This is a genomic window from Micromonospora sp. RTBAU3-60 (assembly GCF_054963695.1).
The window spans coordinates 1-14,438 of sequence record NZ_JBUEGB010000106.1 but is presented as its reverse complement, the minus strand read 5'-3'; the positions used below and the strand labels follow the sequence as shown (position 1 = coordinate 14,438).

Here is a 14,438-nt window from a genome sequence, read left to right as displayed (position 1 = left end):
CGCTGGGCCGTGGACCAGGCGATCGCCTCCCGAGCGACCGTCATCTACGTCGAAGATCTGCGGTCGTTGGAAGCACGGGGCATGGGCGCCACCCTCAACACGCGCCTGTCGCAGCAGGTGCGCGGGCAGATCGTCGACCGGATGCGGCACCTCGCCGCCGAACAGGGTATCGCCGTCGTCACCACGCCTGCCCGGAACACCTCGAAGCACTGCCCGCAGTGCTTGACCCCGCTACGGCATCGCAAGGCCGCCGACAAGCCGACGGTGGCGGGCTGGAAGTGGGCTGTCTGTCCCAACCAGTCCTGCCGGTGGCAGGGAGACCGCGACCACGGGGCATGGCGGCGGATCGCCGCCCGCGGCCTGACCCATCAGGCCAAGACCGTCATCGACAAGACCAGCGGGCACATGGTCATCCGCGCCGTGGTCGACAAACTCGAAGCCACAGCCGTCGTCACCCCGACCACGAAGACCAGCCGCAAGGATCGGTCGAAGACCGGCCCCACCCGGCATAAGCCACCACGCCCCGCGCCCAGGCGACGCAGGGCACCCTCCCCCACCCGGCCCCACAACCGAGCGGGAAAGCGTCCGGAGGGACACGCACCAACGGACCGGAGGCTGCCCCGCGCAGCCCACCGACACCAGGACGTGAACACGACCAGCACACCCACCACCGGCCACCAGCCACGCGGAGCCGCCCTGGGCGCAGGATTCCACTTCCACGCCCACGCGTCCCCACCACGGTGGGAAACGATCCCGGAAACTCAATCCGACTCAGGATCACTAAGCTGATCAGAGACGCTTGGCACCCACTCGGCGGACCACCAATATTGATGACATGGATGGCTTGCCGAAGCGGCATGCGCAGACTGCGCCGCGGGTCGTCGCCGATCGAGGCGTTGACGGAGCCGAACCGGCAACCACGATCACGGCGGCGGCCCTCTAGAGGCGGGCAGCTCGGGACGGATCAGCGCGTTGGCGAAATGAGCCCGGTTGCGGTGGCCGGGCCGGTGAGGGGTTCTGCCTCGCCGGAAGGTCGCGTGCGTCGCCAGTGTTTGGCGAGCAGTCCATGCCGTGGGGCGAACAACCAGGCGGCGAGGAAAATAGCGGTGGCGACCAGGACGATGGTGCCGCCGACCGGGGTGTCATAGCTCCACGACAGGTACAGCCCGACGAGCGCGGAGGTGCCGCCGATCGTCGGGGCGAGCAGCATCATCACGCCGAGTCGGTCGGTGAGCAGGCGGGCTGCCGCGGAGGGGGTGATCAGCAGGGCCAGGACGAGGATGTTGCCGATGGTCTGTAGGGAGATCACCACGGCCAGGGTCACCAGGACGTAGAGGACGATGTCGAGCCAGAAGACGGGCAGGCCCATCGAGCGTGCCATTTCGCGGTCCAGGCAGACCGCGACGAACTCCTTGTGCAGCGCGAGCACCAGCCCGAGGATGATCAGGCCGGTGATTCCCACCAGGTAGAGGTCGCGGTCCGGGATGCCGGTGATCGAGCCGAACAGGAACTGTTGCAGCGAGCCGGAGTATCCGGGCGCTTGCGAGATGATCACGATGCCGAGGGCGAACGTGGCGACCAGGAAGACGCCGATCAGTGAGTCTTCCTTGACTCGCCGGTTCTGGGAGAAGATCGCGATCAGCAGTGCGGTGGCGACGCCGGCGACGGCGCCGCCGAGTACCAGGCTGCCCTGGAGGACGAAGGCGATGGCGAGGCCGGGGAAGACGGCGTGAGCGACGGCGTCGCCGATGAAGGCCATTCCGCGCAGGACGACGTAGCAGCCGACCACGCCGCAGACGATGCTGGACATGACTGCGATTGCCAGTGCCTTGGGCAGGAACGCGAGGTCGGGGTTGAGCAGGTCGGTGAGGAAGTCGGTGATGGACACTAGCCGGCCTTTACGAGTTTGAGGAGCGGGGAGGTCTCGCTGACCCCGAAGGTGCGCATCCACACCTCGACGTCCTGGAGCTGGTCGGGCCGTCCGTCGGCGATGACTTGGCTGTTGAGCAGGACCAGCCGGGTGCAGGATTCCATCGCCGCGACCAGGTCGTGGGTGGTCATCAGCACCGCATGACCCTCCCGGGCGAGGCTGGCGAACAGGTCGCCCAGCAGTTCCTGGGTGGGCATGTCCAGTCCGGTGAACGGCTCGTCGAGCAGCAGGATGCTCGGCGCCAGCGCGAGGGCCCGCGCGACCAGGACGCGCTGACGTTGCCCTCCGGAGAGTTCGGCGACGGGCCGGCCGCGCAGCGCGGACAGGCGTACCCGGTCCAGCGCGTCGCCGACCGCCCGCCAGTCGGCCACGCCGGGCCGCCGGAGCAGGCCGATCCGACCGGTCCGGCCGCTCAGCACGACCTGCTCCACCGATATCGGGAAGTCCCAGGTGAACTCGTGGCGCTGCGGGACGTACCCGATCGCCGAGCGTCCGGGCCGGGACGTTTTGCCCTCCACCAGGACCCGGCCGCCCCTGGTACGAACCAGCGCCAGGATGGCGCGCAGCAGGGTGGTCTTCCCGGCTCCGTTGGGGCCGAGCAGCCCTACCAGTTCCCCGCGGTCGAGGTGCAGCCGCACGTCGCGCAGCACCGGCCGGTCGCCGAGGTCCACGTCCAGGTGTTCGATGTCCAGCGCTCTCACGGCTGACCCTCCGACGGCGACGTGGCGCGCTCCCGTTCGGCTCGGCGCTTCGCGCCGCGCCCGCGCAGCAGGACCAGGACCAGGCCGGCGGTGAGCAGGAGCGCGGCACCCGCCAGCACGACGACCAGCGGCAACGGCGAGATGTCGGCTGGTGCGTCAGCGGCGTCGCGGGACCCGCCGGCTGCCGCCTCGCCAACCGGCATGGGGTCGCGGTCCACAGCAGCCGCGAAGGCTTCGTCGGTGCTGGTCGTGTCGCCGACTGCGAAGCGCAGCGTCCGGGTGGCGGAGACCTTCTCGCCGCTGATCAGGTCGGCCGACACCTGCACGGTGACGAGGTAGACGCCGGGAGTGGAGAAGACCCAGTTGGCGTGGGTGTGGGTGTTGACCTCGACCCAGAACGGCTGGGCCGCCGGCTCGGCGGAGCGCCACAACACCTGCGGCGCGGCGAAGTTGCCCGCTTGGAGGAACGTGGTCAGCGTGCCCGGTCCGCGTACGCCGAGCAGGTTCAGCGTGGCGCCGCGGTCGATGGTTTGCATCACCTGGGGGTCCTGGGTGTTCCAGCCGATCCAGACCACGTCCTGGTTCTGCACCTGCGGCACCACGTGGACCCGCTTGCCCGCGTCGATGCCGAGGAAGGCGTATGCGGGATCGTCGGGAACGGGCTGCAGCGCGGCGTCGGAGACGCGTAGCACGGTCTCGTCGGGGCTGCGCCACACCGGCCGCTGCTGTGTGCCGTCGTGGATGAGCAGGGTCCACTGGCCGTCGACGTAGCGGGGGCCGATGTCCACGTGCCCGGCGTCGAGCACGGCCCGGCCGGCGGCGATGGGCTGGTCCGCCGCGATCGACTGACCCGGGCTCGGCGCTGGTTGCCCAGCCACGGCGGGCGTCTGCGTCGCCACCACCGCGACCAGGGTCGTGACCGCCCATCGGCTGATCGCCGTCGCCGTCCGCACCGCGCGTGAACGCGCCCGTCGTGCCGTCACTTGTCCCTCCCTCGATCCGCCCCGGTCAGGCAATCGCGCAGCGACTGGGCGTTGAACCGCATCATGTCCACGTAGTTGGTGACGTTTCCGTCGAAGGTGTCGCCGTAGATCGAGCAGACCCGCAGCCGTTCTTCCCGGGCCACCTCGCCCAGGGTGGTGGAGCGGGCCGCCAGGTTCGGTTCCAGGAACACGGCGGGGATGTCGAGGTTGCGGATCGTCTCGGTGAGCCGGCGCCGGTCGGCGAGGCTCGGCTCGGTGGCCGGGTTCGGGGTGACGAACCCGGAAATTTGAACCCCGTACGCCTGGCCCAGGTAACCGAACGCGTCGTGCGTGGTGACCAGGTGCCGCCGCGACGGCGGTATCTGAGCGATGGTGTCCCGGACGTAGCCGTCCAGCTGCTCAAGTTCCCGCACGTAGGCCGAGGCGTTGGCCCGGTACGTTGCCGCGCCCGGCGGGTCCACCCCGATCAACGTGTCTCGGATCAGCTCCACGTAGGAGATCGCATTGCGCACGTTCTGCCACAGGTGCGGGTCGATCTCCCCGTGCACGTGCTTGCCGAGCACCGCCTGCGGCAACTGGTACACCCGCGTGCCGGGCCGGCCGAGGAACCGGAACCTGCGGTCGCCGGGCACCTCCAGCAGCGCCTTGCTCGGCACCTCGATCACCGTGTGGGCCGGGTCGTACACCCGCTGGTTCGCCTCGCCGCTGCCCTCCGGATCGGCGAACACGTACAGCCGCCCCTGGTCGATGTCCGCGGTGAGGTCGGCGTGTCCAGAGTTCAGCACCGCCGCGCCCGGCATGCCCGGTACCGAGTGCGGATCCACCCCGACGGCGAAGGTGAACGCCTGCTCGCCGAGCGGGACCGGTGCCGCCTGCGGGGTGACCGCGAGTTGCGCCCGCATCGTCAGCCGATAGATGCCCGGCTTGGTGAACGCCCAGCTCATGTGGGTGTGCGCGTCCGGGGGCAGGCGGGCCGTGTCGTCCCGGTAGCCGTTGGCGGGCTCGAACCCGTCGGCGGAGTCGACGTAGAACGACGGATTGCCGAACGACTCGGTCAGGTAGGCGACCATGTCACCCGGGCCGTGCGCGGCGGTGGCGCTGAGCAGAACGTCGGAGGAGCGGTTCGCGCCGTGCGCCGAGCCGGTGCCGCGGACCCGCATGCCCAGCCAGATGGTGTCCAACGAGACGTCCTCGACCAGGGGGATGATCTCCGCCGCGTACTTCACCGCCCCCTCGGCCAGAGAGATGTTCGGCACGCCGTCGCGCAGGTTCGCGTCCAGCGCCTTGATGACGGCCTGCTCCTCCAGCAGCAGATAGTTGCTGAACGCGACATCGGCGTACACGACGTTGCGCACGTCCCGTAGCGACGGCTCGTAACTGTGCGGATCGGCCCCGTCCGGCACCAGCGAGCTGACCCGTACCCGATCGCCGCCGACCCGGCTCGCCAGGTCCCGCAGGATCCCGGTGGTCGTGATGACCTGGACCCGCTCGTCGTGCGCGCTCAACGCCACCCCGGCGCGGCAACCGGCCAGCACCCCGATCAGCAGTGGCAACACCAGAAGCCGCGGCCACGGGCCGGTTCGCCGCGGACGGGCGCGGGGAGCGGCGGAACCGACAGCGGACACCTGCATCCTCCTCTCCCCGCGCTAGGGGGTGGGTCCGGCGGGTGCCGCCGCCGCGCCGCGGCGACGACGACCGGCGAACCGCAGCAGCGCTCCGACCAGCACGAGCAGGAGCCCACCAGCGGTGACCGGGATGACCCAGGACTCTCCGGTACGGGGCAACCGGCCGGCGCCGGAGGAACCGCCGTCACCACCGGAGTTGCCGACACCACCGGTGCCGGATCCGCCGCCGAAGCCGGAGCCGGGGTCGGTGTTGTCGCCCACCGCGATGGTCAGCGTCTTGCTGTCGGTGACCGTCCGGCCGGCGGTGGTCGTGGCGCTCATCCGCACGGCAAGGCGGTACAGGCCCGGCTTGCTGAAGGCCCAGTTGCCGTGGGCGTGCGTGTTCGGTGGGATTGCCAGCCGCTGTGGCAGGCTCTTGGCCGAGTCGAACAGGACGTTGGCGTTGCCGAACGATCCGGTCAGGAAGAGCGTGAACCGTCCTGGACCGTCGACGCCGGCGAGGGTCCAGGTCACGTTGCCCCGGGTGCCAGTGACGACCGACTCGTGCTGGGTGTTCCAGCCCGGCCACACAATCCCGGCCTGCTGCGCCTGGGGCAGCAACCAGATCGTCTCTCCCGGTTTGCCGAGGAAGTCCGCCCCGGCCGGCACCGCGGTCTTGGCGTTGTCCTTGACGTGCAGGACCACGTCGGCGAGTTCTCGCCACACTGGTGGGGTGGCGGTGTCGTCCCGGACGCGGATCCGCAAGTCGCCACCGGACAGTTGGGGCCCCATGTCGACGTGCCCATCGGAGATCACTCGGCGTGAACCGCTGGTCGCCGATTTGGCCTTGGCCGCGTTTGCGGCCGCAGGTGACGAGGTCGACGGCGTCGCGGCCTGGGGGGCGCCGGTGATCTTCTTGGCGAGCGCCTGCGGCGCGGACGGCGCTTCGACCGGAGCGGCTGGAGCGGGTGGCGGCGCCGCCGGCCCCGGCTGGATGGGCGGGACGGTGATTCGGTAGGTCGCCTCGGTGGTGACGATCCGCCCCGTCGGCAACGTCGCCGACGCTTCCAGGGTCAGCTGATAGTCCCCGGCCGCGTCGAATGCCCACACCACGGGAGTGCGGGTCGCGGCTGGCAGCGCGACGTCCCGCGCGACCCCGCTGAGTAGCGGCTTTGGCGCCCCCAGGCCGGACAGTGTGTAGGCGGTGAAGTTTCCGGGGCCCTCCACCGCCGTCAGCGACAGCAGCACGGCGTCTCCCCGGAGCACACCACGCTTCACACCCGTGGTGTCGAGCGTGGGTAGACCGGTGTCCCCTGGTGTGAGCGACCAGACGGCCTTGCCAGGGTTACCGAGAAACGAGAAGGCCTTGTTCTGCGGTATCCGTACGGCCACTCCGCCGTCCGGGCCGAGTGTCACGTCGGCCGGGTCATGCCCGACCGACTGTCTAGCGGCCTGTGCGGCGTCGCGGATGCGCAGCGTGAGCGCATTGTCGACGACCGACACGGACACCAGATCCGCTCCGGCGGCGTCGACCGACACCGGGGCGGCGCCCGCCGGTACAGCACCGGCGGTCAGCGCCAGTACGGCCAGGGCGAACCCGGCCCCACCGGCACGCACACGTGCTGTGCTCATCATTCTCCCTACCTGGACTCGTCGTCTCTGGACGTTGCGGCCAACCGGGCCGCGCGTGGTCATGCCTCGACCCTGGGTGTGGACGCGGGCGCTGGTGGTGCGCCGTCGGGACCCTGTCCGTTTCCGTGTGGCCCGGCGCCGGTGGTCGTTTCGCCTCGGGGCGGTGCGGTCGGTGAGGCTGTTGTCGTGGTCGCCTCGGCGCGACCTTGGTCGCGGGCGGCGGCGAGGGCTCGTTCCAGGTCCCGGGCCGCCCGCCGACGTCGGCGGTGGCGGACCGTCACGAAGGCGCAGATCGCACTGGCGATCAGGAGCAGTAGCAGCAGCTGGGACCACGGCACGGCCCAGACGGTCACCCGGTGGGACACGGTGTCCGGGGGCGGGTCGAGGACCTGTCCGTCGACCGGGCTCGGGGTGACCGCAGTGGTGATGCTCAGCCGGAACAGTGGCGTAACCCGGGTGAGCCGCACGGTGGTCCGCACCGCGTCTCCGGGCAGGATCTCCGGCAGCTCCGTGCCGGACGCGGCCACGGTATTCAAGCCGAACGGCCCTGCGGCTTCCACCGTCGGCCGGCCTGCGAGCCGGATGTTTCCGGTGTTGCGGACCGTGGCCGTGGCGGTGATCGCACCGCCGGCTAACGGGTTGCCTGAACCTTGGTGGTGCACCCGCACGTCTTCCAGGGCCAGCGCCGGCCGGAGCTCGCCGGTGACCCGCAGGTAGATGCGGGTGCCGACCCGGTGGTCGACCGCCACCTGGTTGCCCTGCGCGTCGGTTGCGGTTGCCGTGAGGGAGGCCACGACACCGCCGACGTGATCCCCGGGGGTGGCGTTGACCGGCACGGTCACCGTGAACGGCACGTCGACCCGGGAGCTTGACGGGATGGTCAGCGTCCGGGCGGTGAGGCTGACCCAGGAGCCCACGTCGACCGGTTGCTGCGCCGCCGGCAACAGGTCGAAGCCACCTTGCTGGGTGGTGACGGCGTCGCTGGCGTAGACGCGCAGGGTGATTGGGCGCGCGGAGTGGTTCGTGACGGCGACGTAGTCGGTCAGCCTGGCACCGGGATCGAGCTTGTACGTGAATACCGCACGCCCGTTGGGCCCCTTCGGGCTTGACGGGCTCACCCCCCACGTTGCTGCCGTTGGCACCCGACGGGCAGGAGAGTCGCCAGCCGGTAACGGTGTGGGCGTCGGTCCCGGTGCGACTGCCGGCGGTGCGATGCCAAGCAGGACGACGACGGGGACAGTAATGAGCGAGCGCATAGTGCAGTCAGCAGATCCGTTTCAGGGTCGAGACGTGGCCGGGGTGGGGGAGGCGGTCATGGGCGGCGAATTGACGTAGCCCAGTCGGGTCCTCCGCCAGTCGGCCCAAGTTCCACCAGTTCCAGTCATCTGACCCGGTCATGGCGGCAATGGTCTTCATGTTTGTCGAGGGCCGTCGCGGCCGCCGTTGAACCCGGGCTGCCGTGGATCAGGCCGTAGGGGTGGCCACCATGACGTCCATGTCCCCGGTGGTCACGGCGTAGCCGGCGGCGGCCAGCTCGTGTCGCAGTGTCTGTGCGGACAGGACGTACCACGGGTAGTCAGCGACCAGCTCCCGCTCAACGGCGCCGTCCTCGTCAATCACTCGGTAGCGCATGGTCCAGATAACCGAGTCGGGGCCGGCTGGGCGGGCACCGCCGCTGCCCTCGTAGTGGCGGCGGCCGATCGGCACCGACGCGAAGGTGGTTTCCGGCACCGTCATGGGTTCTGATGGCGGCTGGAGGGTGACCACCAGTGGCGCGGACGGCTCCAGGCGGGGTCGCAGGTCGGCCCACAGCTGCCGGCGCCGGTCCGGCGCCAGGTGCCCGATCATGTTCATCGCTAGTACGCCGCCAAGACGCGCCGGCAGGGTCATGCCGTCGGCGTCGGTGGCTTGGACGGTGACCCGCCGTCGCAGGTCCTCGTCGCCGACCACTCGGGCGAGCAGCGCGGCGCGCAGGATTGGCGACGGCTCGACCGCGATCACCTCGGCGTCGGGTACCGCACGTGCGGCCACCAGGGTGCCGAGGCCGCTGCCGGCACCGATGTCCACGATCGGGCCCTGGTCGGGCCGGGCGTCGCGCAGTGCGTCGGTGACCGGGGTGCGTAGGGCTCGCCAGGCGTCGTGGCTGAGCACGTCGATGAACTCACCGGATTCCGCGTACGAGTCCGCGCTCATCGGTCCACTCCCTTCTCGCATTCAGTAGGGCTTGTGTGGCAGGGCTGGCGGGGCGCCGAGCGCGGCGTTGACGCGTTGCCCGAGCAGTCGCAATTGGTGGTGGACGTCGACGAGCCGCCGCGACACGGACAGGTCGTGGGTGACCACGAGCAACCCCAGGTCGAGCGTGATCCGGGGCTGGTGCCGCAGCCGGCCCATCGCGCGGGGCGAGCAATGAGCTCTCCTCCCGTCGGCCGTAGCCTTCCAGCAAATGAAAACCGTTGTCAAGCTGTAGGCCGGATGCAAATCGCCGCTCGGTTGCCGGGGAGGTCAACGCTTTCCGGGCCCGGCGGCGGCTGGCCCATGGCCTATCCCGGCGAGCCGGCCGCTGCGGGTTGCGTGGCGGCCTCGTCGCGGCGGCCCTGGCCGCACAGGGGGTATTGATGGGCGCCAGGCCTGCTGTAGTTCCGACGTTGCAGGCGCACCAGCCAGGCGGCGATTGCACCGGCGCCTCCAGTGGCCGCTCGACTCCGCGGTGCCTGCGCCGTCTCCTGCCGCGCTCGCTCGCGGGTCCGTGCAGGCCGATCCCGGGTGACCCGCCATGGAAGGCTTAAACGAAAACCGTTATCGTTTGCAGGTCTGCCAGACGACAAGTGAAGGAGACCTGCTGTGGCCGTACCGAAGCGGAAGACGTCGAGATCGAACACCCGGCACCGCCGGGCGCAGTGGAAGGCTCAGGTTCCGCAGCTGACCCCGTGCCCATGCCCACGCAAGGAGCTGGTGGTACCGCACCGGGCCTGTGCGCACTGCGGCCTCTACAAGGGGCGCCAGGTGGTGGGGGAGCCGTGACCGGCCGCCTGCCGGTGACCGTGCTGTCCGGCTTCCTCGGGGCCGGCAAGACCAGCCTGCTCAACCACGTCCTCGCCAACCGGGACGGGCTGCGCGTCGCGGTGATCGTCAACGATATGAGTGAGGTCAACATCGACGCCGCGTTGGTCCGCGACGGTGGGGCGCTGTCGCGGACCGAGGAGCGGCTGGTGGAGCTCACCAACGGCTGTATCTGCTGCACGCTGCGCGACGACCTGCTGGACGAGGTGGTCCGGCTTGCGCGGCTGGGTCGCTTCGACTACTTGCTGATCGAGTCCAGTGGGATCTCCGAGCCGATGCCGGTGGCGGCCACGTTCGCCTTCGGCGTGGAAGACGGGCAGGTGCTCGACGACCTGGCTCGCCTGGACACGACCGTCACGGTGGTCGACGCCGCCGGCCTGTTGGCCCGCATCGAGGCGGGGGAAACGCTGGAGCAGCGCGGGCTGTCGGCGTACGAGGGTGACGACCGGAGCATCGCCGACCTGCTGGTCGACCAGATCGAGTTTGCCGACGTGCTGGTCGTCAACAAGACCGACCTGGTCGACGCGGACGACCTGGCCGTGGTGGAGGCGCTGCTGACCCGCCTCAACCCTGCGGCCCGGCAGATCCGGGCGGTGCACGGGCGGGTGACGCCGGTGGAGATCCTGAACACGGGCCGGTTCGACCTCGACCGCGCGGAGACCGCGCCCGGTTGGGTGGCCGAACTCAACGGCGAGCATGTGCCGGAGACCGAGGAGTACGGCATCTCCAGCATCGTGTTCCGCGACCACCGACCGTTCCACCCGCAGCGGCTGTGGGATCTGCTCACCGACGGGCTTGACCGCTTCGGCGTCGTGCGCTCCAAGGGCTTCCTGTGGCTGGCCGCCCGGCCGGATGTGCAGGCCCTGTGGTCGCAGGCCGGACCGTCCGGCCGCTGTGATCCGGTCGGTGTGCCGGTCGCGGTTTCCGGGGAATGGCCGGAGGATCCCGCCGAGCGGGCCGAGCTGGAAGCCCGCTGGCATCCGGTCTTCGGCGACCGGCAGCAGGAACTCGTCCTCATCGGCGTCGGCCTGGACGCCGACGGCCTGCGCGCGGCGCTGGAGAGCTGCCTGCTTACCGACGCCGAGATCTCTGCCGGGGCGGACGCGTGGCGGGCATTGTCCGACCCGTTCCCCGAATGGGATCTCGGCGACCTGCACGACCACGACCATGCCGAACCGACCACGGTGCCGGTCTGACGATGCGGATCGTCCTCGCCGCCCAGGACGTCACCCGGTGGCGGCGCGACTGGGAAGCCATGATGCGCCACTACCAGCCGGGCCGGAAGGAACTCGTCACAGCTGGGCTGGATGCGGTCGACGCGCTGCTCGGTCGGCCGCCGCAGCGGGTGCTCGATGTCGGCGGCGGGCCGGGCGCCACCGCCGACGCCATCCTTGCCCGCTGGCCCGACGTACAGGTCACCGTGCTCGACGTCGATCCGGTGCTGCTGGCACTGGCCCACGCGGCCCTGCCGACCGGTGCCCGCACGGTCTGCACCGACATCGCCTCGCCGGGCTGGACGTCGCTTGCTGGTGGCCCGTTCGACCTGGTGCTGGCCATCATGACCGTGCACTACCTACCCGAGCAGCGCCTACGAAACTGGCACGCCCCGAGGCGCAGCAGATGCGGCACCCGCACGGGCTGCTCCTGGTGGCCGACATCATCCCGGACGAATCACCACCTCCATCGCGACAGCGGCAGCAGGGCGGTGGTGAGGATCCGTGGACAGACTGGTGGCGTCAGCTGGGCGGGCATCGTGCGCTGGAGTCGCTGTTGCGCCGACGCGCCGCCGCTCTGGCCGGGCTGACCAGCGCGGAGTTCGTGGCGCCGGTCCGGTGGCACCGCGAGGCCGCGTCTCGAGCGGGTTTCAGTTCCGCGGTGACAGTCTGGCGGCAAGGTGACCATGCGCTGCTGGCCATGCCGGCGTCCGAGGGCATGCCGTGACCGGCGACTCCTCGAACTCCACGGGTGTCACGGTAGCGCTCCGCGACGGCCACCGGTGCCGCGCCCTGCGGGCTGGTGCCGGAGCCAGGGCGACGGAGGTCGATCACCCTGACCTCTTGGATGTTCTTCGCGATGTGGTACATCAGAGCAGGAACGGCGTCCTCATCCGCGGGGAGTGTCTGGGCGTCTGTCACCGCGCACCGGCGCTTCTGCTGCTGCCGGAAGAGCGTTCAAGCGATACGCCCGGCAGGCGGGGGTTGCTGGCCGGGCCGGTGGAGCAGCAGCAGGTGGACGAGGTCGTCAGCGTCCCTGATCAGCTTAGTGATCCTGAGTCGGGTTGTGTTTCCGGGATCGTTTCCCACCGTGGTGGGGTCGCGTGGGCGTGGAAGTGGAATCCTGCGCCCAACGTGGCTCCGCGTGGCTGGTGGCCGGTGGTGGGTGTGCTGGTCGTGTTCACGCCCTGGTGTCGGTGGGCTGCGCGGGGCAGCCTCAGCCGGTCCGTTGGTGCGTGTCCCTCCGGACGCTTTCCCGCCAGGCTGTGGGGCCGGGTGGGGGAGGGTGCCCTGCGTCGCCTGGGCGCGGGGCGTGGTGGCTTGCGCCGGGTGGGACCGGCCTTCGACCGGTCCCCCCGGTGGCTCTTCTTGATGACCGCGGAGGCTTCAAGCTTGTCGACCACGGCGCGGATGACCATGTGCCCGCTGGTCTTGTCGATGACGGTCTTTGCCTGATGGGTCAGGCCGCGGGCGGCGATGCGCCGCCAGGCGCCCTGGTCGCGGTCTCCCTGCCAGCGGCAGGACTGGTCGGGGCAGACGGCCCACTTCCAGCCCGCCACCGTGGGCTTGTCGGGGGCCTTGCAGTGCCGTAGCGGGGTCAGACATCCCAGGAGCTGAGGTGTCAAGCAGCAGCGCGTACGACGGTTCGGTGTGACCAGGCGGTGGCCTGGTCGTAGTGGGTGTGGGTCTTGAGGCAGCCGTGGAGGATGCCGACGAGGCGGTTGCCGATCTGGCGTAGGGCGGCGGGGTGGCTGACGTCGCGGGCGCGGAGTTCGTCGTAGTACGCGCGTACGGCGGTGTCGTGCAGGATCGCGACGCCTGCCTGCATGTGTAGGGCGTCGACGAGCCGGTCGTTGTGGACGAACCGGGCGTGCACCGTCTTGGTCTTGCCGGACTGGCGGGTGATGGGGGCGGTGCCCGCGTAGTTCTTGCGGGAGCGGGCGTCGGTGTAGCGGCCGGGAGCGTCACCGAACTCGGCGAGCACCCGGGCGCCGAGGATCGCGCCGATGCCGGGCTGGCTGAGGTAGACCTCAGCGTCCGGGTGCTGGCCAAAATGCGCCTCGACCTGGCCTTCCATGGTGCGGATCTCGGCGTTGAGAGTTTGCAGGATCGCCACCGTGGCGCGGACGGTTGCCGCGTACGCGCCGGTGACGATCTCGGGCTGGCCCAGGTGCGCGGTGCGCAGTGCCTGCTGGATCGCTGCCGCTTTGGCTGCGATGTCACGTCGGCGGGCTCGTTTGAGCGCGGCACTGATCTGCGCCACGGTGAGCTTGGCCGCTGTGGCCGGGGTCGGCGCCTTGGCCAGCAGCGCCAGGGCGTCCGAGCCGGTGAGTGTCAGCGCCTCGTAGGCCTGCAGCGCGGCGGGGAAGTACTCCCGCAGCGCCGCCCGCAACCGCAGCGTGTGCCGGGTGCGTTCCCAGATCAGCGTCTGGTGTGCGCGGGCGACGACCTTGACCGCCTCGGCGATGTCAGAGTCCGCGGCGACCTGCCGCAGCTGGTGCCGGCGGGTCCGCACCATGTCCGCCAGGGTACGCGCGTCGGCCTTGTCGCTCTTGGCACCGGAGATCGACACGAGCTCCCGGTGCCGGGCGGCCTGCTTCGGGTTGACCCCGTACACCTGATAGCCGGCCGCGACCAGCGCCTGCACCCACGGCCCGCGATCGGTCTCGATGCACACCAGCACCTGCGCCGGCGTGGCATCCTCAGGCAGGAACCCGGCCACGAGGTCGTGGAAACGGGCCATACCGTCCACACCCTCGGGCAGCCGCGCGGAGCGCAACGGCCGGCCGTGCTCGTCCTGCACCTCCACATCGTGATGATCTTCTGCCCAGTCGTCACCGACAAACAGCACATCCGCCTCCGCTCCACCACAGGGACACCGTCGGCAGCCCGCGGAAGAGCCCGGCGGCCTAATGGACCAGTGCTCACGCAACGTCAGCGGGCACGACACCCCATCAGCCGTTCCTCTCCCGACCACGAGCGGGGGCACGTTCTGACCCTAGGACTCAACAGGTCCAGGCACTGCGAGTGCTCACCCGCCCACGGCTGCCGGTGCCGAGTCTGCCAACGGCTCGCTCGGCAGCTCCCATTAGGCACTGCGGGCAGTGCTTCGAGGTATTCCGCGCGGGGACGGTGACGACGGCGATACCCGCCTCGGCGGCGAGGTGCCGCATCCGGTCGACGATCTGCCCACGCACCTGCTGCGACAGCTGGACGTTGAGGGTGGCGCCCATGCCCCGTGCTTCCAAGGACCGCAGGTCTTCGACGTAGATGACGGTCGCCCGGGAGGCGATGGCCTGGTCCACGGCCCACCT

General features: G+C 70.3%; 15 protein-coding genes. 4 read left to right on the top strand and 11 right to left on the bottom strand.

Going from position 1 to position 14,438, the window contains the following annotated elements; genetic code table 11:
- A partial coding sequence (locus tag ACY34I_RS38250) for a zinc ribbon domain-containing protein (RefSeq protein ID WP_462760066.1) occupies positions 1-789 on the top strand: 789 nt, incomplete at its 5' end.
- Between the two features lie 175 nt (positions 790-964).
- On the opposite strand, the gene ACY34I_RS38245 is transcribed toward ACY34I_RS38250, so the two are convergent.
- From ACY34I_RS38245 to ACY34I_RS38210, 8 genes are all read right to left on the bottom strand, one after another.
- Positions 965-1,888, bottom strand: coding sequence for an anchored repeat-type ABC transporter permease subunit (locus ACY34I_RS38245; protein WP_462760065.1), 924 nt, complete (start codon positions 1,886-1,888; stop codon positions 965-967).
- Positions 1,888-2,601, bottom strand: a complete 714-nt coding sequence (locus ACY34I_RS38240; RefSeq protein WP_462760070.1) for an anchored repeat-type ABC transporter ATP-binding subunit — start codon at positions 2,599-2,601, stop codon at positions 1,888-1,890. The genes ACY34I_RS38245 and ACY34I_RS38240 overlap by 1 nt, the downstream gene beginning before the upstream one ends.
- A 26-nt stretch (positions 2,602-2,627) precedes the next feature.
- Positions 2,628-3,566 carry a choice-of-anchor M domain-containing protein gene (locus ACY34I_RS38235; RefSeq protein ID WP_462760068.1) on the bottom strand — a complete coding sequence of 313 codons (939 nt, stop codon included), beginning with the start codon at positions 3,564-3,566 and terminating at the stop codon, positions 2,628-2,630.
- A 44-nt stretch (positions 3,567-3,610) separates the two neighbouring features.
- Positions 3,611-5,245 (bottom strand): anchored repeat ABC transporter, substrate-binding protein, encoded by a 1,635-nt coding sequence (locus ACY34I_RS38230; protein WP_462760064.1) that lies wholly within the window; start codon positions 5,243-5,245, stop codon positions 3,611-3,613.
- A 15-nt stretch (positions 5,246-5,260) separates the two neighbouring features.
- Positions 5,261-6,850 (bottom strand): TIGR03773 family transporter-associated surface protein, encoded by a 1,590-nt coding sequence (locus ACY34I_RS38225; protein ID WP_462760063.1) that lies wholly within the window; start codon positions 6,848-6,850, stop codon positions 5,261-5,263.
- Between the two features lie 59 nt (positions 6,851-6,909).
- Positions 6,910-8,106, bottom strand: coding sequence for a WxL protein peptidoglycan domain-containing protein (locus ACY34I_RS38220; protein WP_462760062.1), 1,197 nt, complete (start codon positions 8,104-8,106; stop codon positions 6,910-6,912).
- A 208-nt stretch (positions 8,107-8,314) separates the two neighbouring features.
- Complete coding sequence (locus ACY34I_RS38215; protein WP_462760061.1) at positions 8,315-9,043, bottom strand: class I SAM-dependent methyltransferase; 729 nt, start codon at positions 9,041-9,043, stop codon at positions 8,315-8,317.
- Positions 9,044-9,064: 21 nt separating this feature from the next.
- Positions 9,065-9,241 carry a hypothetical protein gene (locus ACY34I_RS38210; protein WP_462760060.1) on the bottom strand — a complete coding sequence of 59 codons (177 nt, stop codon included), beginning with the start codon at positions 9,239-9,241 and terminating at the stop codon, positions 9,065-9,067.
- Between the two features lie 450 nt (positions 9,242-9,691).
- On the opposite strand from ACY34I_RS38210, the gene rpmF reads away from it, so the two are divergent.
- The 3 genes from rpmF to ACY34I_RS38195 are packed head-to-tail and all read left to right on the top strand — an operon-like array spanning position 9,692 to position 11,714.
- Entirely contained in the window at positions 9,692-9,871 is a 180-nt protein-coding gene (rpmF, locus tag ACY34I_RS38205) for a 50S ribosomal protein L32 (protein ID WP_462760059.1), read from the top strand.
- Positions 9,868-11,106 carry a GTP-binding protein gene (locus tag ACY34I_RS38200; RefSeq protein ID WP_462760058.1) on the top strand — a complete coding sequence of 413 codons (1,239 nt, stop codon included), beginning with the start codon at positions 9,868-9,870 and terminating at the stop codon, positions 11,104-11,106. The genes rpmF and ACY34I_RS38200 overlap by 4 nt, the downstream gene beginning before the upstream one ends.
- 2 nt (positions 11,107-11,108) lie before the next feature.
- Positions 11,109-11,714 (top strand): class I SAM-dependent methyltransferase, encoded by a 606-nt coding sequence (locus tag ACY34I_RS38195; RefSeq protein ID WP_462760057.1) that lies wholly within the window; start codon positions 11,109-11,111, stop codon positions 11,712-11,714.
- 450 nt (positions 11,715-12,164) lie between these two features.
- Here ACY34I_RS38195 and ACY34I_RS38190 read toward each other — a convergent pair whose 3' ends face one another.
- The 3 genes from ACY34I_RS38190 to ACY34I_RS38180 form a co-directional block, all read right to left on the bottom strand.
- Positions 12,165-12,749 carry a hypothetical protein gene (locus ACY34I_RS38190; protein WP_462760056.1) on the bottom strand — a complete coding sequence of 195 codons (585 nt, stop codon included), beginning with the start codon at positions 12,747-12,749 and terminating at the stop codon, positions 12,165-12,167.
- Complete coding sequence (locus tag ACY34I_RS38185; protein WP_462760055.1) at positions 12,746-13,975, bottom strand: IS110 family RNA-guided transposase; 1,230 nt, start codon at positions 13,973-13,975, stop codon at positions 12,746-12,748. Before ACY34I_RS38185 ends, ACY34I_RS38190 begins: the two co-directional genes overlap by 4 nt.
- A gap of 154 nt (positions 13,976-14,129) precedes the next feature.
- Positions 14,130-14,438 (bottom strand): zinc ribbon domain-containing protein (locus ACY34I_RS38180; protein WP_462760054.1); only part of this gene is annotated, 309 nt, incomplete at its 5' end.